The 21729-nt window shown below is 50.0% G+C and carries 17 protein-coding genes; 5 read left to right on the forward strand and 12 right to left on the reverse strand.

Translation table 11 applies throughout. The annotated features are described in order from the left end of the window. Positions 1–2: 2 nt before the first annotated feature. The 6 genes from LQ777_RS22835 to lpdA all read right to left on the reverse strand — a co-directional run bounded on the left by LQ777_RS22835 (position 3) and on the right by lpdA (position 8793). A complete protein-coding gene (locus LQ777_RS22835) occupies positions 3–1244 on the reverse strand; it encodes an aspartate kinase (protein ID WP_232560246.1) in 1242 nt (413 codons plus the stop codon). Positions 1245–1324: 80 nt separating this feature from the next. Then, on the reverse strand, positions 1325–3259 hold the full coding sequence (gene dxs, locus LQ777_RS22840) for a 1-deoxy-D-xylulose-5-phosphate synthase (protein ID WP_232560247.1): 1935 nt from the start codon (positions 3257–3259) through the stop codon (positions 1325–1327). 210 nt (positions 3260–3469) lie between these two features. Then, a complete protein-coding gene (locus LQ777_RS22845; RefSeq protein WP_232560248.1) occupies positions 3470–4396 on the reverse strand; it encodes a rhomboid family intramembrane serine protease in 927 nt (308 codons plus the stop codon). 2 nt (positions 4397–4398) lie between these two features. Continuing rightward, a complete protein-coding gene (locus tag LQ777_RS22850; protein WP_232560249.1) occupies positions 4399–5178 on the reverse strand; it encodes a rhomboid family intramembrane serine protease in 780 nt (259 codons plus the stop codon). Positions 5179–5216: 38 nt separating this feature from the next. Then, positions 5217–7199, reverse strand: coding sequence for a DNA mismatch repair endonuclease MutL (gene mutL / locus LQ777_RS22855; RefSeq protein ID WP_232560250.1), 1983 nt, complete (start codon positions 7197–7199; stop codon positions 5217–5219). A 193-nt stretch (positions 7200–7392) separates the two neighbouring features. Continuing rightward, entirely contained in the window at positions 7393–8793 is a 1401-nt protein-coding gene (lpdA, locus tag LQ777_RS22860) for a dihydrolipoyl dehydrogenase (RefSeq protein ID WP_232560251.1), read from the reverse strand. 291 nt (positions 8794–9084) lie between these two features. Here lpdA and prfB point away from each other — a divergent pair. Next, a protein-coding gene (gene prfB / locus LQ777_RS22865; protein ID WP_232560252.1) for a peptide chain release factor 2 occupies positions 9085–10162 on the forward strand; the annotation gives its coding sequence in 2 pieces (ribosomal slippage) (positions 9085–9144 and positions 9146–10162; 1077 coding nt in all). Between the two features lie 201 nt (positions 10163–10363). Then, entirely contained in the window at positions 10364–10996 is a 633-nt protein-coding gene (locus LQ777_RS22870) for an SGNH/GDSL hydrolase family protein (protein ID WP_425276958.1), read from the forward strand. A gap of 2 nt (positions 10997–10998) precedes the next feature. Here LQ777_RS22870 and LQ777_RS22875 read toward each other — a convergent pair whose 3' ends face one another. From LQ777_RS22875 to LQ777_RS22900, 6 genes are all read right to left on the reverse strand, one after another. Next, positions 10999–11697, reverse strand: a complete 699-nt coding sequence (locus LQ777_RS22875) for a DUF2306 domain-containing protein (RefSeq protein ID WP_232560254.1) — start codon at positions 11695–11697, stop codon at positions 10999–11001. Between the two features lie 134 nt (positions 11698–11831). After that, positions 11832–12749 carry a LytR/AlgR family response regulator transcription factor gene (locus LQ777_RS22880; protein WP_232560255.1) on the reverse strand — a complete coding sequence of 306 codons (918 nt, stop codon included), beginning with the start codon at positions 12747–12749 and terminating at the stop codon, positions 11832–11834. Between the two features lie 19 nt (positions 12750–12768). Further along, a complete protein-coding gene (locus LQ777_RS22885) occupies positions 12769–13392 on the reverse strand; it encodes a rhomboid family intramembrane serine protease (RefSeq protein ID WP_232560256.1) in 624 nt (207 codons plus the stop codon). Between the two features lie 68 nt (positions 13393–13460). Then, a complete protein-coding gene (locus LQ777_RS22890; protein WP_232560257.1) occupies positions 13461–14432 on the reverse strand; it encodes a polyprenyl synthetase family protein in 972 nt (323 codons plus the stop codon). Between the two features lie 61 nt (positions 14433–14493). Further along, a complete protein-coding gene (locus tag LQ777_RS22895) occupies positions 14494–15321 on the reverse strand; it encodes a hypothetical protein (protein WP_232560258.1) in 828 nt (275 codons plus the stop codon). Between the two features lie 136 nt (positions 15322–15457). Beyond that, entirely contained in the window at positions 15458–15892 is a 435-nt protein-coding gene (locus tag LQ777_RS22900) for a nucleoside deaminase (RefSeq protein ID WP_232560259.1), read from the reverse strand. A gap of 243 nt (positions 15893–16135) precedes the next feature. On the opposite strand from LQ777_RS22900, the gene LQ777_RS22905 reads away from it, so the two are divergent. The 3 genes from LQ777_RS22905 (at position 16136) to LQ777_RS22915 (ending at position 21713) form a co-directional block, all read left to right on the forward strand. Next, positions 16136–16693 carry an RNA polymerase sigma factor gene (locus LQ777_RS22905; protein ID WP_232560260.1) on the forward strand — a complete coding sequence of 186 codons (558 nt, stop codon included), beginning with the start codon at positions 16136–16138 and terminating at the stop codon, positions 16691–16693. Between the two features lie 96 nt (positions 16694–16789). Then, positions 16790–17887, forward strand: a complete 1098-nt coding sequence (locus LQ777_RS22910; RefSeq protein ID WP_232560261.1) for a FecR family protein — start codon at positions 16790–16792, stop codon at positions 17885–17887. 190 nt (positions 17888–18077) lie between these two features. After that, complete coding sequence (locus tag LQ777_RS22915; protein WP_232560262.1) at positions 18078–21713, forward strand: TonB-dependent receptor; 3636 nt, start codon at positions 18078–18080, stop codon at positions 21711–21713. Positions 21714–21729: the final 16 nt, after the last annotated feature.

The following is a 21729-nucleotide window of genomic DNA, read 5'->3' on the forward strand; positions in this document are numbered from 1 at the left end:
AGTTATTCGATGTCTTTTGCCACGAGTTGGACCGTATATCGGCTCTTTTGCTCAAGAAGCAGTTTTTTATTGACTAGCACCCGGTCAATCGTAATCTGGTTGTAATAGCGAATCGTAATCAGCTCCAGGCCCTCATTATAAGTAACTCGAAAATCCTGTCTTAGTTGGTCAAGCAGGGCAGGCACCCGGTCGGGATTGTTGTCGACAACGACCGAGAAGCTAATCGCCGTATTCTGCATCAAGTTGATCTTAACGCCAGCCTGCGCAAAACGCCCGAAAATACGGCTTAGGTTATCTTCGGCGATAAACGAGAAATCGTTTGGATGCAAAGAAATCAACAGCTGATTCACCTTGAAAATAAAGGACGGAGTCAGCAGATGCTGTTCAAAATTACCGATTACCGTTCCGGCGGCATCAGGCTTTAAAAACGAGCGAACATATAGTTTGATACCCCTGTTTTGCAGCGGCTTAATGGTTTTTGGGTGAATAACCGTTGCACCGTAATAAGCTAGTTCAATAGCGTCCTGGTATGTTAGTTTTTCCAGTAGCACCGTTTCATTAAACCACTTCGGATCGGCATTCAAAACGCCGGGGACATCTTTCCAGATCGTAACACTTTCGGCTCGCAGGCAATAGGCAAAAATAGCGGCTGTATAGTCGGACCCTTCGCGGCCAAGTGTAGTGGTTCGGCCATCGGGCGTTTGTCCAATAAAGCCCTGCGTTACCGTGACAGCGGCTTTTTTAACAGCTTTGTTTATGCGTCGGTTCGTTTCGTCCCAATCTACCCGACCCTCACGAAACGTAGCGTCGGTGGCAATCAGCTGCCTAGCATCCAGCCAACGAGTGGCTAAACCTGCTTTTGACAAATAAGCCGCTATGATCTGGGTGGACAAAACTTCGCCAAGCGATACGATCTGGTCGTAAACTTCATCGTAATGGCCAGCAATCGGTTGTCTGAGGTAAGCATCCAGCTGGTCAAAGGTTTCGTAGACGCTGCTAAAATCACCCGTTAGGCTTTGCATTACGTTTTCGTGGTACGCTCGAATCGTTTGCAGCTTATCCTGCATCTCGTCGGACCGCTCACTTACGTAGGCTCTTACCAGTTCTTCGAGCGCATTCGTCGTTTTGCCCATTGCTGACACAACCACGACAGCTCCTTGCCCTTGTGTTTGTATAATCTCGGCTAGATTCTTTACACCAGCCGCGTCTTTTACGGATGCTCCACCGAACTTGAATACCTTCATATTGGTAAAAAAACAGGGTTATAGGGTCAGCAGAAGAGGACATTGCTCCCACTAACCCTATAACCCTGCTGAAAAATAGTTTAGACTGCTACTGCCCGACCCGTATACAGTAACTCACGTACTGAATTCGCTATACCCTGTGGATCAAAACCGCATTCCCGGTGAAGCTCGATCTGTTCACCATGTTCGATCACAGCGTCAGGTATACCCAGTCGTTTTACGCGGGCCATGTAACCATGATTGGCCATGAATTCGAGAACCGCGCTACCAAAACCGCCCATCAAGCAACCATCTTCAACGGTAAGTACCCGGTCGAAGCGGCCAAAAATCTGATGAAGAAGCTCTTCGTCCAGCGGCTTCACGTAACGCATGTCGAAATGGGCGGGCTGAATGCCTTCTTTAGCCAGCATTTTTGTAGCCTCAACAGCATAGTTACCGATATGACCAATCGTTAGGATAGCTACGGATTCGCCATCGCTAACCATCCGGCCTTTACCGATTACCTGCTTTTCGAATGGAGTACGCCAGTTCGGCATAACGCCTTCCCCTCGCGGATAGCGAATCGTGAATGACTGTTTTCCGCTTTGCACCTCGTCTGATTGAGCCGTGTACATCATGTTACGAAGTTCCTGCTCATTCATCGGGGAAGCTACGATCATGTTCGGAATGCAGCGCATAAACGCCAGATCGTAAGCACCGTGGTGCGTTGGACCGTCAGCACCCGCAAACCCAGCCCGGTCAAGGCAGAACACTACTGGTAACTCCTGGATACAAACGTCGTGAATGACCTGGTCATAAGCCCGCTGCATGAAGGTTGAGTAGATATTGCAAAACACGACTTCCCCCTGCGTAGCCATACCCGCCGAAAACGTAACGGCGTGTTGCTCGGCAATACCAACATCGAAAGCCCGCTTTGGCATGGCTTTCATCATGATGTTCATCGATGAGCCGGAAGGCATAGCGGGCGTTACACCCACGATGCGCGGATTCTGCTCAGCCAGCTCGACCAACGTATTACCAAATACCTCCTGGTACTTCGGTGGCTGAGGAGTATCGTATAGTTTCTTTTGTATTACACCCGTTACCTTGTCGAACAAACCGGGCGCGTGCCATTTGGTCTGGTCTTTTTCGGCGGGTGCATATCCTTTTCCCTTAACCGTCAGCACGTGTAACAGCTTGGGACCAGGAATATTTTTAAGATCGTCCAGAACGCTTACCAGATGATCGATGTCATGCCCATCAATCGGTCCGAAGTAACGGAGATTTAGTGACTCGAATAAGTTGCTCTGCGCGAGTAGCGACGATTTGATGCCGGATTCGACCTTCGATACGATCTCCTGCGCACTCTTACCGAACTTGCTCATTTTGCCGAGCAGGTTCCAGACCTCATCTTTTACTTTATTGTATGTCTGCGAGGTCGTAATGTCGGTCAGATACTCGCGAAGCGCACCCACGTTGGGATCGATGCTCATGCAGTTATCGTTCAGAACGATCAGCAGATTACTGTCGGTCGCTCCGGCATGGTTCATTCCTTCAAATGCTTCGCCAGCGGTCATAGCTCCATCACCGATAACGGCAATGTGATTTCGGTTTGGTTGCCCCTGAAGCTGCGACGCTACAGCCATACCCAAAGCCGCCGAAATGGACGTAGACGAGTGCCCCACGCCAAACGAGTCATAGACGCTTTCTTTGCGCTTCGGAAAACCAGAGAGACCTTTGTAAAACCGGTTGGTATGAAACTTATCACGCCGACCCGTCAGAATTTTGTGGCCATATGCCTGGTGCCCTACGTCCCAGATAAGCTGATCATCGGGCGTGTTGAAGACATAGTGCAAAGCCACTGTTAGCTCAACTACACCCAGACTAGCGCCAAAATGCCCGCCATAGACAGATACGTCATCAATAATAAACTGGCGAAGTTCGTCGGCAAGTTGAGGAAGGCGAGATTTATCAAGTTTGCGAAGATCGTCAGGCGTGTTGACTGTGGCCAAAAGACTGCCAGGGGTAATCAGCATGATAGATAGCAGGAAAGCGTCTGTTTAACCATAACAAACGTACAGAATGCAATGTTTCCTTCGGTGGTCGGCCTGTTAATTTAGGAGCGAAGGTAGTTCATTTTTACCAGATTATAAATAATCTAAGCCCCTGACCGTCCCAATACATACGCAGACACCAGAGGCTTAGATTTTAAAGAGATTATTCGCAGAAATTACTAGGTTTTTCTACTAGGAGTTCCGCTGGCTGGCCCGGAAAAGCTTTTGCTTCTCTTCACGGGTTAGACTCTCATAACCGGAACGGGAAATTTTATCGAGAATCGTATCAACTTCGTCCTGATCAGGCGTTGACATGGACGATGGCGATCCGCTGGGGGAAGCGTATACACTTCCCTGAGCGCTGGCATTGCTCCGCTGACGATACGAAACTTTTACGGCTGGCTTTGGTCTGAACAAATTGCTCCAGCCATCAACGAGCCAGTAAATAGGCCGCCCCAAATCCGTACCGTTCTGAAGCAGTTTTACGTAGAAAAAGCCCATTAGCGCTCCCCCCAGGTGAGCAATATTGCCCCCGGCATTTGGTCCGACCGACTGCGCGAACGACAATACGACAAAGAAGAAAACAATGTACTTGATTCGTACGGGTCCAAAAAACAGGAGGTGAAAGGTATAATTAGGCAACAGCGTTGCGGCTCCGACGGCTACCGATAAAGCTGCAGCCGATGCACCCAGCATCTGCGATCCCATAATCTGCTCCTGAAAATAAGGAACCAGGTTATACATGGCCAGATAAAACAGCCCCCCGGCTATGCCGCCCATGATGTACAGCCCAACCAACCGACGACTACCCAAGTATTCGTCAATCAACCGGCCAAACCAATACAGGAACAGCATATTGAAAAGAATGTGAAAAATCTCTTCGTGAGCGAATATGTGGGTCATTAATGTCCACGGCCTGTGCAGAAATGCACCTAACGAAGCTGGGATGGCCAGATTTTCAATGACCAAATTATACACTGCTGTCGCTTTCAGCACATGCGACGCTACGTATAGAATAACCACGGCCAGATACACCACTGTATTGACCAGTATCAATTGCACCAACGTGTTGTTGGGCTTGCTGAACTCGCTCCGAAAGTCATCGAACAACCCGCTCATCACTAATAAAAAGTTTTCCGCTGTGAATTCCAGTATTTGACTAAAATAAATGCAAATAGCATGCCCCCAATGTGGGCAAAATGAGCTACGTTGTCCGCCTGCGCCCGATAGACACCGGAGTAGAGTTCATAGGCTCCGTAAAAAATAACGAGATACTTGGCTTTGATTGGTATAGGAGGAAACAATAAAAATAACTGAGTGTTCGGAAACAACAGACCAAAAGCCATTATCACACCAAAAATCGCGCCTGATGCACCGACCATCGGCTCATTGACCTGATTACTAAAGATCTGGTTTACGATAGCCAGGCTATCCTTGATGTTCTTAGGATCCGTTGGGTACTCCCGAAACTTCTCAACAAAAGGCACTAAGCGGTCATAATACGAACTGGCATATTGATCCACGAACGCGGAAAAAGCGTCGACACCGGGGCTGAGCCGGTAATCCCGAACGGTTTCATATACGTCGTGCATCTCCCAATAGTTTACACCCGAAAAAAGTAGCGCGGCCCCCAGCCCCGTAAAAAAGTAAAAAAAAGCAAAGCGACGCGGTCCCCAAAATTGTTCAAGCATTGGTCCAAAAACAATCAAGCCAATCATGTTGCTGAAAATGTGACCAAAGCCACCGTGCAAAAACATGTGCGTCAGCAACTGTATCGGATTAAATTGTTCAGATAGAAACGAATGCAGTCCGAATTGCTCAATTATACGTTCATTAGTAATAAAAAAGACCAATACGTTGAGAATCAGTATAGCACGAACAACTGGGGTTAATGAAAACATCGCTACGGGTTTTACAATTTACTCGTTTAACTCATTTATCATCGAAAAAGTCCCGCAATTTTATCCAACGACAATACCGTGGTAACTGATTCGCCCGTAGGTGTATAGCTAGGGTTCGATGAAGCAAACAACTGATCGACCAATGCCTTGCGTTCTGTCGGGCTCAATCGGGTGATGTGCCGTTGCGATGCCCGACGAGCCAGCGACCTCGCCATCGACTCCGCCCGGTCTAGTTTTAACCGTCCTGTATCGGCCCGGAGCTGGGCCAGCAAGTTAGCAAACAATTCTTCCTCGTTCTCACCGGTTGTCATGCCCGGCACCCCCCGGATCACAAACGTATTCTGCCCCAACTCATCGAATTGAAATCCTAGATGGGTCAGATCGTCCCGCAAATCGAGAGCGAGCTGGAAATCCACGGGAGCCAGCGTAACGGTTTTCGGAAAAAGCAGCTGCTGCGATACCCCATTGTGTTTAGTCAAAGCCGCGTGGAACTGGTCGTACAGAATCCGCTCGTAGGCCCTGCGCTGATCGATCAATAATACACCCGACTTGATGGTGGCCAGCAGGTAACGATTCTGAATCTGAACAATGTTTTCATCCTCAACAACCGGCGCTGATACGTCCTGTAGCTGATTGGCGCGGCTTCCTAGTGTTACGGCTTCGCTTTCGACCGGTTCGCTGGCGGGTGCGGTCTCAACCGCTTTGGTCGGCCCTAACCAGTCGCCAACGGATTCGGTAGACTTTACGTCGGACGATTCATCAATGCCTTTGAATAAAGCCTGCCAGTTATTGCTACTCGGCTTCTTGGGCATGTCAAAACTACCCCCAGCAGCCTTATCTAACGATTCCGTACGCAACGGTACTCGTTCGTTTTTCGGCTTATCTGCCGCAGGTTTATCACCGGATGCCCACGAAGGGGTGATTGGGCGCGGAACGTCCGCCTTCGCTTCAGGAGCCGAAGGCCGGTTCGCCGTCGCTCGTCCACCCGACAAAAAATTAACGTCTGATTCGAAATCGAGGGATGGGGTCAGGTTGTACATACCCACTGCTTTCCGAACAGCCGCCATCATAATGGCGTACACCGATCGCTCATCGTCAAATTTGATTTCCGTTTTTGTCGGATGGATATTGATATCGATGTGCGATGGGTCAATATCAACAAACAGCACGTAGAACGGATGGCTTCCTTCGGGTAGCATCCCCTCGTAAGCGCCAATCACGGCATGATGCAGGTAGTTGTGCTTGATGTAGCGGTTGTTGACAAAGAAAAACTGCTCGTTACGCGCTTTTTTGGCCGATTCCGGTTTACCAATGTAGCCACGTACGGTTACGTAGGGCGTCTGCTCTTCGCAATAGTTTAACTGCTCCCGGTAGCTCTTGCCGAACATGTCGATGATGCGACGGCTTAGCTTTCCGGCATGAAGATTATAGATTTCCTGATCGTTATGAAACAGCGAAAAGGCCACTTCCGGGTGGGCCAGCGCAACGCGCTGAAATTCGTCAATGATGTGACGCATCTCCACCGAATTCGACTTCAGAAAATTTCGGCGGGCCGGAACGTTAAAGAAAAGGTTCTTGATAAGCAGGTTTGTACCGGGCAAGCACGAGATTGACTCTTGCGCCTTTATGTCCGAGCCTTCGATCCGGATTAGCGTACCGAGTTCATCTTCCGCCCGTCGCGTCCGCATTTCGATCTGCGCAACGGCCGCGATAGACGCCAGTGCTTCGCCCCGAAAACCCATCGTACGAATGCGGAACAAATCGTCGGACGAGCGAATTTTGGAGGTAGCGTGCCGTTCGAAGCTCATCCGAGCGTCGGTCTCGGTCATGCCAACGCCGTCGTCTACGATCTGGATCAGGTTACGACCTGCTTCGCGGATAATCACCTGCACGGATTTGGCCTTCGCGTCTACCGAGTTTTCGAGTAACTCTTTTACAACTGACGCGGGCCGCTGTACGACCTCGCCAGCCGCAATTTGGTTCGCAATCGAATCGGGTAGTAGCTGAATAACATTTAACATGGCTCGCTGATAGGGACACTCCGTTGCGGTCATTTGCCGCCTTATACAAGATACAACAAAATTAGCCCTAAAAAAAACCCCTGCCCAACGCTTTTTTGCGAATGACAGGGGAAAATCTAAGGCAGGGAGCCCAAAGCAGGAACCGCGTGTTAGCCACTGTTTTGTACAGTACGCTCCCGTTCTTGGCTATTCATTATAAGTGAATCGCTTCACCGTAGGCCGCTTCGGTAGCATCTTTGATTGCTTCCGACATGGTTGGGTGCGGGTGGACGGCTTTAAGAATCTCTTCGCCAGTCGTTTCCAGCTTACGGGCAGCTACGACCTCGGCAATCATCTCGGTTACGTTGTTACCGATGAAGTGAGCGCCCAGGAACTCGCCGTATTTCGCGTCGAAAATAACCTTCACAAAGCCTTCAGGTGTACCGGCAGCCTTTGCCTTACCCGATGCTGTGAAAGGAAACTTACCGACTTTCAGCTCATACCCCGCTTCGCGGGCAGCTTTCTCCGTATAGCCAACCGACGCGATTTCGGGCGTGCAGTACGTACAACCCGGAATGTTGTTGTAGTTGAGCGGCTCAACGTGTGGCTGTCCGGCTATTTTCTCGATGCAGATAATGGCTTCGGCCGATGCAACGTGTGCCAATGCCTGCCCTTTTGTAACATCGCCGATGGCGTAATAGCCTTCAACGTTCGTCCGGTAGTAATCGTCGGTCACGATTTTACCCCGGTCAACGTTGATGCCTACTTCTTCAAGACCGATGTTTTCGATGTTGGCTACGACACCAGCCGCTGACAACACCACATCTACGTCGAATGTCTTTTCGCCATCGGGCGTTTTAACGAATACTTTGCAGCCCTGACCGCTTGTGTCTACTTTCGTTACCTCCGATTTGGTATAAATGTCGACGCCCAGCTTTTTGTATTGCTTGGCCAGCTCTTTGGAGATGTCCTCGTCTTCGACGGGCACTACGTTCGGCAGGAACTCGATAATGGTTACTTTGGTCCCCATGCTCGCATACACGTAAGCGAACTCGACACCGATGGCACCCGAACCGATCACCAGCAGGGAATCTGGCCGCTTTTCGAGCGTCATTGCTTTCCGGTACTCAATTACTTTCGTACCGTCGATGGGGACGGATGGCAACTGACGGGCACGGCCCCCGGTAGCGATGATGATATGCTTGGCTTCGTATTCGGTAACCTTACCATCGGCGGCTGTTACGTCTACTTTCTTGCCCGGCTTCACCTTACCGACACCACTGATGACGTCGATTTTATTTTTCTTCATCAGGAACTGGACGCCCTTGCTCATGCTGTCGGCAACGCCCCGGCTCCGCTTGATCACAGCCCCAAAATCGGCCTGCGACTCGCCCGAAACCGTAATTCCATAATCGGCAGAGTGTTTAATGTATTCAAAAACCTGCGCTGATTTAAGCAGCGCTTTGGTAGGGATACAGCCCCAGTTCAGACAGATGCCGCCGAGGCTTTCGCGCTCAATGACGGCCGTTTTCATACCCAACTGCGACGCCCGGATAGCGGCAACATAGCCGCCCGGCCCGCTACCCACAACGATTACATCGTACTGTGCAGCCATTTTTTCTGTATTGGAGTTATGTCAGGAATCGTCAGACGGGTTCATGAATCAACGGGTTTGTTTCCGAATGGAGCATGAACATAGCTGACCCTCTGTTTTGAAAACGCAAAGGTAGGTCGAAAAGTTGACACCGGAATCAAACCACGGATACGCCTTCTTTTGTTCTATCTTTGTAGGTTCATTTTTTACACGAAAGATGTCGGTAAGGGGCACTAGATAACGGGGTTATGTAAGCTTACCATCGAGCGACTAATAGCTCTTTACCGTCGTCGATAACAATACGACAAGTTCATGACAACTGATCAGTTGAACGACTTGAGGGCCAGAGTAGAGGCCCTGAGGGGGTATCTTTGACTACGACACCAAACGGGAGCAGCTCGCTGAACTCGAACAGCAGACATTTCAGCCTGAATTCTGGTCCGACGCGACGCGGGCCGAGGGCGTAATGAAACAGGTCCGCGCCCTGAAAGGCTGGATTTCGGGTTATGATAAGCTGAACAGTCAGTTCGGTGATCTCGAAACTCTCTTTGAATTCTACGAAGCGGGCGACGTTGCCGAAGAAGAAGTTGATGAGGAAGGCCGAAAGGTAACCGATACCCTCGAGGACCTCGAACTTAAAAAGATGCTGGGTAACGAAGAGGACCAACTCAGCGCTGTTCTTGAAATCAATGCGGGTGCGGGTGGCACCGAAAGCCAGGACTGGGCCGATATGCTGTACCGGATGTACATGCGCTGGGCCGAGAAACACGGCTATGCACTCAAACAGGTCGATTATCAGGAAGGGGACACGGCGGGTATCAAATCGGCCACTATCGAGGTAGATGGGGCCCTGGCGTACGGTTTCTTGAAATCAGAGAACGGGGTTCATCGGCTGGTTCGTATTTCGCCGTTCGACTCAAACGCCCGCCGACATACTTCGTTTGCGTCGGTATTTGCGTACCCACTCGTTGACGATACCATTCAAATAGAAGTCAATCCGGCGGATATTGACTGGGATACGTTCCGGTCAGGGGGTGCCGGTGGCCAGAACGTCAACAAAGTCGAAACCGCCGTACGCTTGCGTCACCATCCGTCGGGCATTATCATCGAGTGTCAACAGGAACGGAGCCAGCTACAGAACAAGGAAGTGGCCATGCGTCTGCTAAAATCGAAGCTCTACGAGATTGAGGTCCAGAAACGGAATGCCGCTCGCGCCGAAGTAGAAGCCGGTAAGCAGAAAATTGAATGGGGTTCGCAAATCCGGTCGTACGTACTTGATGACCGACGCGTGAAGGACCACCGGACGGGCTACCAGACCTCGAACACGGAAGCGGTACTCGACGGCGATATCGATCCGTTCATAAAAGCGTTTCTGTTGGAGCAGGAATAACAGCAGAACCGCACCAATAGCTTTGCAGGATTTGTGTGATTATACCGGTTATCGCCATTTCGGGACAATCCAGCCTTCTGAAAATACCGTTTATTAGGCACGGATACGAACGATCAGCAATTCATGGCAACAAACCCAATCATACAAATCCTGATTTTAACACTTTTTCTGGCCTGCACCGCACAGACTGACCATTCCCTGATGATCGCAAACTCCGACGCGTCTCAATCCCATTATACGTTTTTGTCCCTGGGCGATTCGTACACCATCGGCGAGAGCGTTTCGGAATCAGCGCGGTGGAGTGTGCAACTAGCAGACTTGTTACGAAAAGACGGTCTGGATATAGCCAAACCTGATATCATTGCCCGAACGGGCTGGACAACGGCGGAATTACAGGATGCGATCAAAGCCAGCGGCAATCAAAAAACGTATGACCTGGTTTCCTTACTGATCGGAGTCAACAACCAATACCGGGGGCAAAGCAAAGACCGCTACCAAACTGAACTCCGGCAGTTGCTTCAAACCGCTACCCGTTTTGCGGGGGGTAAAACGAATCACGTGTTTGTGCTTTCGATTCCTGATTGGGGCCAGTCGCCCTATGCGCAAGGCCGTAACCAAAAGCAAATCACGGAGGAGATTGATGCCTTCAACGCCATTGCCGAGCAGGAGTGCAAAGCAGCCAGCATTGCCTACGTCAATATTACACCGATCACGCGTCAGGCAGCTGGTGATGACAATCAGTTCGCATCCGATGGCCTTCACTATTCAGGCAAACAAATGCGTCAATGGGCCGAAGCCGCGCTGCCAACAGCCAAATCATTGCTTGACCATTAGGTCTATCGCTCGACGGTTCGCGTGGTGTGAGCGAACTTCTGTTTGTAGTACCGCACGGTCCGACCTATCAACAAGCCACCGATGAGTGCGGGCGCTATCCAGACCATCGTTCCTATCCATTCTGGCGTTTGCTGAGGCATCAGGTAACGCGCATTGGTTACCAGCGCTGCCGTAAATGTAGCGATGTACGAACCTCCCATGCGTGTAATGTGATGGAAGAACCAGTGCATTTTTTCGGTGGGGCGGCTAAATTGGAGGATGTCCCGTCTTGCAAAACTTCCGGTCAAGAACCCAAAAAATGTAAACAGGACAGGGAAGAATGAAGGGCCAAATTTTGTCATCAGGTATAAACCAAAACCGATCATGGCTATGCTCACTGCCGCTGTGAAGTAGGTAAGCAACCGGTCAACACGGGTTGGTCCTGACTTTTTCTGCTTTGTCGCCCGCCAGCCGGAGACGCATAGATAGAAACTAAATACGGCGATCCCGGTTAGGAACAGTCGCATCATCTTGAACGGTTGCAGCCCACAGAGAAGCAATGCCGTTACGGCTACGGTAATCATGCAGTAGACATACACAAGGCCCGTACGGTTGTGCAGGCGACCGCCTTTCTGGGAGAACATAGGAATCAGGCCAATGATCAGAGCCGTAATTCCGCTAACGATATGGATAATGAGTAAGGAAAGAATAAGCGTTTTCATGCTTGTAGGCGGTTGCGTTTAACAGCAGCAAACCTACGGCGGTGCCTTCTTTCTCAGCTAATTAATGGGTTCTACAACACGGTTTGGGACGTTTGGTAAGCCTTCCTAGCTGTTGGGACAAACGGTGGGACGTTTCACAAAGCTTTCAACTCAGCCACTAGCGTATCGTTATATTTTCGGGCTACGGGTATTTGAAATTGGCCGTCCAGCAAATGCAGTTTGTAGCCCTGCGCGTTACCCGTGACCCGCTCAACCCGATCCAGATTCACGATATAGGAACGATGGCAACGAACAAGGTGCGGTAACTTGATCTGGCCTTCTAATCGACTCAGGCTACTCCGGAGCAACGGCTTAGTTGGCAGGCTTTGTCCGGTTCGATCGTTCTTCAAATAAACGACGGTGCAATAATTGTCGCTCGATTCGATAAACAGCAGATCGGCAGGTGGTAGCGTGAGCACGTCTTTTTCGTTCTCGGCTACGAGTGTCAACAAACCAGTAACAGGCTGGTCAGGCAGAACGGTAGGTTGTTCCTCCTGAAACAAATCAGTTGGTTCGGGCAGATGCGGGGTATGGCTGGATAAATCGGCTGCGGAGTTACTGTACTTTTTGAGCTGGCGGATGTAACTGAACAGAACCGTGCCCGTAACGGGAAACAGCCCGACCAGAAACGTAATCACCAGCATACTTAGCCAACCGATGCCACTTTTTTCTTCGTTGATCAACCACGCCAGATAAACCCGATTGGCGACGGCAATCAACAGAATATTCACCATAACGGTCAGAATCTGACGACCTACCGTCCACCGCTCTTCATCAAACAGTTTCGGAAACAGAAGCGGCCAGACAATGAAATTGATGGCTGTTATCAGAAACGTGATGACACCAAACCCCAGCAGTTTTGCCAGTTTGTGGGGCGTCTCCCATAGATTCAGCCCGAACGGTTGAAAGGCAAAAAGAAAGACGCCAACAAACAGCCCAATCAAAGCAGCCTGACGTAAGTGGCGCGGGATAGACGCTTCGGTTGGAAAAGGCTGGCTGAGTATTTTGAACATACCACTTTACAGCTATCATCTAAAACAAGCGCCATCCCGCAATCTGATCGATAAACTGGGGCAAAACGGGCGGGTACACTAAAATTATAAAGGCGACACCAAATAATGCACCGTAAATGTGCGCATCGTGGTTCACGTTGCCCGCACCCCGCTGAGACTCGTAGTACGAATACAGCAGATAAATTGGTCCGAATATAAAGCCGGGAATGCCGATCGGAATAATAAACAGCATGATTTTAGACAACGGGCTGATCAAAATTGCCGCGAAAATAATTGCCGCTACCCCACCCGACGCGCCCAGCGAATTGTAGCCAGAATCGTTACGGTGTTTCAGAAACGTTGGAATATCCGACACGACAATAGCGATCAGATAAAAACCTATGTAGTAGAGTGGCCCACTTGCGCCAAACAGGCTATTAAACACTTGCTCCATCAGTCCACCGAAGGCGTAAAGGCTGATCATGTTGAAGATCAAGTGCATCCAGTCGGCGTGCAAAAACCCCGATGTCAGAAAACGATAATATTGGTTCCGTTTCGCCACCTGATACGGATTCATGACCCAGCGGTTCATGACACTGTAGTCGTTCCAGGCCCAGAGGCTAATACCAACCGTAACGAGAATAATAATAAGGGTTACGTTCATAAAGAGAGATGCGTGATACACGCTGTATGATTTCTTAAGTCTGTCTGTATCTTACGTCACACAGGCTATTAACTTTCCCGCTCGGCCAATTGCCGGGTGAATTGCAGCAAAAATTCCTTACGATCCGGGTCAGCCTGGATTTGATCGAAATTAGCGAATCCCCGCCCAAAGTAATCATTGATGCGTGCTTCGGTAATCTGTCGGATGCCCAACTGGTCGTAAATGGTTGTAACGGCCCGCACTTTTTCGGCTTTGTCAAAGCTTGTTTGGGTCAACCAGCCCGTCAGTTCGTCTTTGCGGGAACCGGTCGCCTGTTCGAGCGCTTCGATGAGCAGGAATGTTTTTTTATTGGCAATGATATCGCCACCAACCTGTTTACCAAACTTAGCGGGGTCACCGTACACATCCAGCAGGTCATCTTTTAACTGAAAGCCAATGCCAATGTTAACCCCAGCCGCGTAAAGAAGATCCGTCGTTTCTTTATCAGCACCACCAAGCAGCCCCCCAAGTTCGAGTGCGTACCCCAGCAACACCGACGTTTTTAACCGGATCATATCAATATACTCGGCTTCGGTCACATCCCAGCGCGTTTCAAAATTCATGTCCATCTGCTGGCCTTCGCATACTTCGGCGGCTGTCCGCGTAAAGCGGGCCATTGCCTGCTTTAGTTTGTCCGCGTCCGCGTCGAGCAGTAGTTCATACGCCTTGACCAGCATCACATCGCCCGACAGAATCGCAATATTGTCATTCCATTTTTCGTGCACCGTAGGCTGACCACGACGCAACGGAGCCCGATCCATAATATCGTCATGCATCAGCGTGAAGTTATGAAACACCTCGACCGCCAACGCCGGACGAACGGTTTTTTTCCAGTCGTCGGTAAACAGGTGAGCCGCCATAAGCGTCAGCAACGGACGCAGCCGTTTTCCGCCAAGGCTCATAATATACCGGATCGGATCGTATAGCTCGGTTGGATATTGTCCGTATTGGGTAAGCTGAAGTTCGTGTTGAAGGGCGTCAATAAAAGTAGCTGGACTCATTCGATCAAGGCAGCATTCCGCTGAGTTTTGCGCCAAAAATAAGGTAAATACCCCCAAAACCCTAACCGCGCCGACTCCTACGATAATGTTGTTGTTTCTGCGTGATAACCACCCAGATAAGTCTTGCCGATAAAGTAAAATAGCCGTCTCGCCGGTTAGCGTTCCCCCGCTTGGCTCCAGTTGGGTTAGGCGTCTGCCCAATTTCGAGCCGCCGATCCGATAAAGCAGCCGCGAGAGGCTCCATCGTTGACCGGTCAGGATAGACGGTACTTACATCGTCAACATAATCGCTCATTACATGCGTGTAAAGCCCTTCAAGATGCCATTTGAACCGGTAGCCGATAACGATTGGCAGACCAACTCCGTAGCGTAAAATAACCGGCAGCCGATTGTAATTAACCCCTTCAGTATGTAGCGGAGCTAAACTGTACGATTTCCCTTTGTAGGTTGTTGTAGGCGTGAGGTAAGTCAGTCCTAAGCCCGCAATGGCGTAAGGAACAATAGCATGATTTCGATCATCGGGACGCCAGAAATCTGCCTGAATACCCGCCCACAGTTCAGGGTTAAAGCTTCGAAAGGATAAATTGTTGTACGACAGGTGCGTATTCTCCTGACTACCCCGAATGTAATACAACTGCGCTTCACCCCGGAAAGTAAGTCTGTTGGAATACCGATAAGCAGCCGCAATACCCAGCGAAACGCCTAACTGCAAATGAGCCAGATTCCAGCGCTCGTTCAGGTCACCCAGGTACCGAGTCGTTCCTACTCCGGCGTTCAACAACCAGGAGCCCGGTTTTTCCTGCCAATAAGCCGATCGTTGGGCAAACCCAATAGAAGCCAGTCCCAGCTGTAAGGTACAAATCAACCCAAATACCTTTATAATCTTCATCCAGTCAGTGCGTTACGATGCCATTTGGTTGACAAAGTAACAGCCTGACCGGACAAAGAAAAGTATTCGATTTGAAAACTTTTATTTACTTAATAGCCTATGTAATGACTGGTAATTACAGAGCTACACGACAATTTTACAGTTCGCCAATATCCTCGTTCCAAATCGTTGGCTTTTCGGCAATGAACTGGTTCATCATGTCAACGCACTCGGGCAGATCGAGGTCAATTACTTCTACGCCATGCTGTTCCATGAACTCCCGTGCTCCGGCAAACGTCCGCGACTCACCAACAATGACCTTTGGAATTTTGAACTGAACAATGGTTCCTGCGCACATATAACACGGCATGAGAGTAGAATAAATAACCGTGTTTCTAAACGACCCGACCCGGCCCGCATTGTTCAGGCAGTCCATTTCACCGTGTAAAATCGGGTTATCCTCCTGAACCCGTTTGTTATGACCCGAAGCGACCAACTCGCCATCCTTGATTAAGGCCGAACCGATGGGTATGCCGCCTTCGCTTAAACTTTTACGGGCCTGACGAATGGCCTCCTGCATGAATTCGTCCATAGTTGACTTTGTGTAACGATTGATTCACTCAATTTTAAAACAGCTGTAGCCAGAGGGATGGCTTCACAGGCAAATATTCACTTTTCCGTAAGCGGTTTATTTACGACGCCGGACCTGCTAGGTAACTAACACTATTTTAGCCAAACAGCATAATTACTATCAATATCCAGTCATTTTCGTACGTTTATTAACTGAATAAATCCAAAAAAAGCTTTGTTTTGGGATTTATTTGCTCAACTCACCATGAATGCATTATTGTCGAGTAACTTTTCTGATGAAGCGCTCTGGGAGCGCTTCAAAAATGGTGATCGGATAGCGTTTGAGCAAATAATTTCGCTCCACTATTCTTCTCTATTTCGGTTCGGCACCCGCTACAGCAAAGATACGGGGCTGATTCAGGACTGTCTGCACGACATGTTTGTGTACCTGTGGGAACGTCGATCGCACATCAGCGGAACCGATAGCATCAAGAAGTATCTGCTCAAATCGTTCCGGCATAAGATTTTACTTGAGTTACAACGTACCCAACGCCGAGGTTGGGTTGATGAAGAAGAAGCCATCGACGTCGCTCCCGATCAAAGTTTCGAAGATTTCTTTGTCTTTATCGAAACGGAGCAGCTATCCGCCAAAAAAATTAAGACGCTGATCGATCTTCTTCCCCAACGCCAGCAGGAAGCCCTTCACCTGCGCTACTTCGAAGAACTCGACATCGAAACCATTGCCCAGGTCATGAACATCAACCGGCAGTCGGTTTCCAATCACCTTCACAAAGCGCTCAACTTCCTGCGCGAGCACTGGTAAAATTTCCCCTTTCCGTAAAAAAATGTTGGAATACAGGGTATGGTTGCCTTGCTGGCTAATTATATCAGTAAAGCAGACAAAAAATAGTCATTTTCAATGAAATCATTTGATCATTTTGAGCTATATGATTTCCTGGAAGACGAGTCATTTCGGTCGTGGGTGTTTGGGCGAGCTTCCTCGTCGACGGCTGAATGGTGGGATCGGTTTCCGGTAGTGTATCCTCAGAAAGCCTTTCTCATGATTCAGGCTCGGGAGACGTTACTGGCTATGCAAGAGGATGCTTTCGCTCCGGCTCCGGAAGAAATTCAGCGAAACATTCAGGACATTATGCGGGCAACGGAGCCAGCTTTGCAACGCCAAAGCCCTTCTTTGTCGTATGGGCAAATAGCCTGGATGGCAGCAGCCTCGGTTGTCTTGGTTATGCTGGCCTGGTTTGGCTGGACGAACTATCAGAACAAGCCTGTATCGATTTACCGAGAATTAGTTGCGGCTGCTACGCTGCCCATGAAAGAAGTAATCAACGCCGGTTCGAAAACCCAGTTGGTCGTTCTGGCCGACGGGAGTTCGGTGTTGTTACAGCCGAACAGCCGGATCAGCTATCCTAAAGAATTCAATCGGCAGAACCGACGCGAAGTCTATCTGGTGGGCGAAGCTTTTTTCGAAGTTGCCAAGAATCCACACAAACCGTTTTTTGTCTATGCCGACAACCTGATAACCAAAGTACTTGGCACCAGCTTTACCGTTTGTGCATACGATAAAAAAGCCGTCAACGTGACCGTAAAGACGGGTAAGGTTTCGGTTTTTACCCGCTCGGACAAGGAACGCGTCGAAAAGCAGGAATCCCGTCAGCTGATTGGTCTGGTGTTGACGCCCAACCAGCGGGTGTTATTTAACCGGGATGAAGGACGCCTGTTGCGTTCGCTGGTCGAGTCGCCAACGCTCCTGGACATGCCTATTCAACAGGCTATGTTCGAGTTCAGTGGTACGCCGATTAATCAGGTTTTCGCGTCGCTGGAAAATGCGTACGGCGTGGAGATCGTTTTTGACGCCGACGTGATGAAAAACTGCTACCTGACAGCCTCGCTGGACGATGAACCGCTATTCGAAAAACTCAATATGATTTGTCGTACGTTAGATGCTCAGTACGAAGAAATGGACGGTAAGATTTTAATAACTAGTAAAGGTTGCCAATAAAACTACTCAACACAATTCCGTTGCCTATGCCCGAAAAACAACCGTTTTAACCCCCAAAAAGAAAGAGTCAGCAATGCGCCAACATCACTGACTCCAAAGCTAATCCCCACTTGCTCTCTTCGAAAAAAGCACCTCCTCGCGGGGTAAGGGATTTTTATTGCCGAATCAAACCGACAACCAATTCAAAAGTATGACAATTTGGATACAAATGCAGCACAGGCTGCTCAAAATTATGCGAGTCAGTTTTTACCTGTTTTTCGTCGTGACGGTGTTTGCTACGATGGCACGGGCGCATGACACGTATGGTCAGGAATTACTTAATCGACGGGTGAGTCTCCAGCTTTCGAACCTGACCGTTGAACAGGCAATCAGCCGTATTGGCAAAGAAGCGGATGTAAAGTTCATGTACAATCCGCGCATTTTCGGCCAGCAACGAATCAATACCGTTACCTTCAACAACGAACGGCTTTCGGCGGTGCTGGACGCGATACTGGGACCCGCTTCTGTTACGTATGAAGTAGGCGGCAAAACGATTATTCTGAAACGAGCAGCGAATGCGGCTCAGGCTGAAAATGAGTCGACCAGCCCAAACGTCGTAAAACCCGTTCCGCCCATTACCGTCACGGGCCGGGTTCTCGATGAAAAAGGAGCGGGCTTACCCGGAGCTACCGTCCTCTTCAAAGGCACGAGCAACGTTGGGACAGCCACGGACATCGATGGACGGTTCACCTTGAATGTACCCGATGGCAACGGTACGCTGGTTATTTCATCGATCAGCTACACAACGCAGGAAGTGGCCATCAACAACCGGACGACGTTGCCCGATGTGCAACTCGTGTCAGACGTAAAGTCATTGAACGAAGTCGTTGTCGTGGGGTACGGTACGCAGCGGAAGAAAGACCTAACCGGTGCCGTAGCGGTTGTCAACGTAGCCGAACTACAGCAACAGCCTACCGCGCAAATCACTAACCAGTTGCAAGGACGGGCTTCGGGCGTAACGGTGCTTGGTTCGGGGCAGCCGGGCGAAGCGCCACAAATCCGCATCCGGGGCCTAAACACGTTTGGCAATAACCAACCGCTGTACGTTGTCGATGGCGTACCGACGCAGAATATCAACGACATCAACCCGAACGACGTTGCGTCCATGCAGGTTCTGAAAGATGCCGGTTCGGCTTCGATCTACGGTTCGCGGGCGGCCAACGGTGTGATCATCATTACCACTCGTCGGGGAACGGGTAAGGTCAAGGTTCAGTACGATGCTTATTACGGGATGCAGTACCCAAAAGGTGGTAACGTCTGGAATCTGCTTGATCCACAGGAAACTGCCCAATTGAAGTTCAACGCGCTACGGAACGCAAACCCAAATGTAGCCATCAACGACCCACTCTACGGTAGTGGCGCTACACCGGTACTGCCTGATTACATTGCCCCACAGGGCGCAAAAGAAGGTGATCCGGCTGTAGATCCTTCCCGGTACAGTGTCAATCCAAATTATACGACCATAGCGCAGTATAACGCGTTTAACCGGATTACTCGTGCGAATAAAGCCGGTACGGACTGGTTTCATGAGATTTTTAGACCCGCACCGATCACCAGCCATAACCTCGCCGTTAGCGGTGGTAGCAATCAGGGAAATTACCTGTTCTCGTTCAATTACTTCAATCAACAGGGTACGTTGCTTAATACGTATCTGAAACGATACACGATTCGTTCAAACAGCCAGTACAACATTCGCGAGAACATTCGGGTGGGTGAAAACCTGGCTTTCTCCGTGACCGACAACCCACGTATCAACGCCTTGCAGGAAGGTAGCGCCATTGGGATGGCCTTCCGGGAGCAGCGTATCATTCCGGTGTATGACATCATGGGTAATTACGCGGGTGGTTACGGCCAGGGCTTGGGTAATGCGACTAATCCGGTGGCGATTCAGCAACGGACGGCCAATAATCGGGGACTAAGCAACCGTCTGTTCGGTAACGTGTATGCAGAGGTAGACTTCTTGAAAGATTTCACGGCCCGCACCAGCTTCGGCGGTGAATTGTTCATGGGTAATTTCAACTCGTTCTCCTACCCGACCTACGAGAATCAGGAAAACACAACGACCAACTCCTACACGGAGAACACCTTCAGCGGCTATAACTGGACCTGGACCAACACGGTACAATACCAGCATAACTTCAACAATACGCACGATCTGAAAGTGTTGGTAGGAACGGAAGCGTACCAAAACCGGGGGCGGAACGTAGGAGGAACCACCCAGGATTACCTGTCTTTTGACCCCAATGCAACCACACTCTCATCCGGATTTGGTACACCAACCAATTACAGTAGCCGCTATCGGGATGCTTTGTTTTCACTGATCGGCCGGGTCGATTACACGTTGAAAGACAAATACCTGCTGGGCGCTACCATTCGTCGTGATGGTTCGTCGCGCTTCCTGAACTACCAGTACGGCTGGTTCCCGGCGGTGAGTGCTGGCTGGCGGCTTTCGCAGGAAAGCTTCATGAGTGGCTTGACCTGGCTGAATGACTTGAAAATTCGGGGGGGCTATGGTATCATGGGTAACCAGCTCAACGTTGACGCGGCCAACTCATTTACTACGTATGGACCGGATCGTACGTCTTCTTTCTATTCGGTTAATGGCTCAAATCAATCGAATGCGGCTGGCGTTCAACGGACGCGCATCGGTAATCCTGATGCCAGGTGGGAAAAGAATATCAACGCCAACATCGGTTTTGATGCCAGCTTGTGGAAAGGTAAACTTGACCTGACCGTCGATTATTACAACAAAGAAGTTCGCGACCTGCTGTATACCCTTGAACTGGCCGGAACGGCTGGCCTGGGAACCGCTCCGGCGGTGAACGTTGCGCACATGCGGAACCAGGGGATTGACCTTGCCGCTTCCAGCAACTTCAACGTTACGAATGACCTGAAGCTAAACGCCACGCTAACGTTCACGACCTATAACAACAAGATCGTGTCCTTAGCCGAAGGTGTCGATTACTTCGATCAGGAAGGTCGCCGGTTCAACGGTAGCTACATCGTTCGTAACGCCGTAGGGCATTCCATCGGACAGTTCTTTGGCTACAAGACCGCTGGTTTCTGGAATTCGCAGGAAGAAATCAACCAGGCTAACGCACAGGCGCAACAAGCGACGGGTAACGCGAGCGCTGTTTACCAGAACGATGTAGCCGTGGGCCGCTTCCGGTACGCGGACACCAATGGCGATGGCCAGATCACCGAAGCCGACCGGACGTACCTGGGTAATCCAAACCCAAAATTCAGCTACGGTCTGAACCTGGGCGCTACGTACAAAAAGTTTGATTTCAGCATCTTCTTCTACGGAACGCAGGGTAACGACATCTGGAACAACGTCAGATGGTGGACCGATTTCAACGCCAACTTCCAGGGTGCCAAAAGCCAGACCGCTTTGTATGATTCCTGGACGCCCGATAACCACAACGCTAAAGCACCGATTCAGGAAACGGTTGGTTCATTCAGTTCGGCGAACGTGCCCAACTCGTACTTTGTAGAAAATGGCTCGTACCTGCGGGCTAAAAACGCCCAGATTGGCTACACGCTACCGGCCAGTACCCTGAAAAAATTAGGTATCGAACGGCTTCGGGTCTACGTTCAGTCGGCCAACCTGTTTACGATCACGAAGTATTCGGGACTTGATCCAGAAATCGGAACAACGGCGAATACCAACAACAGCTCAGGCGGTAGCCTGAACCAGTCGTTCTCGAACACGACCTCGTTTGGTATCGATGAAGGGGTTTACCCGAACCAGCGCCAGTTCTTATTCGGCCTGAATGTGACGTTCTAATTCTTATTATCCCGAC

Source organism: Spirosoma oryzicola (genome assembly GCF_021233055.1).
Classification (GTDB): Bacteria; Bacteroidota; Bacteroidia; order Cytophagales; family Spirosomataceae; genus Spirosoma; species Spirosoma oryzicola.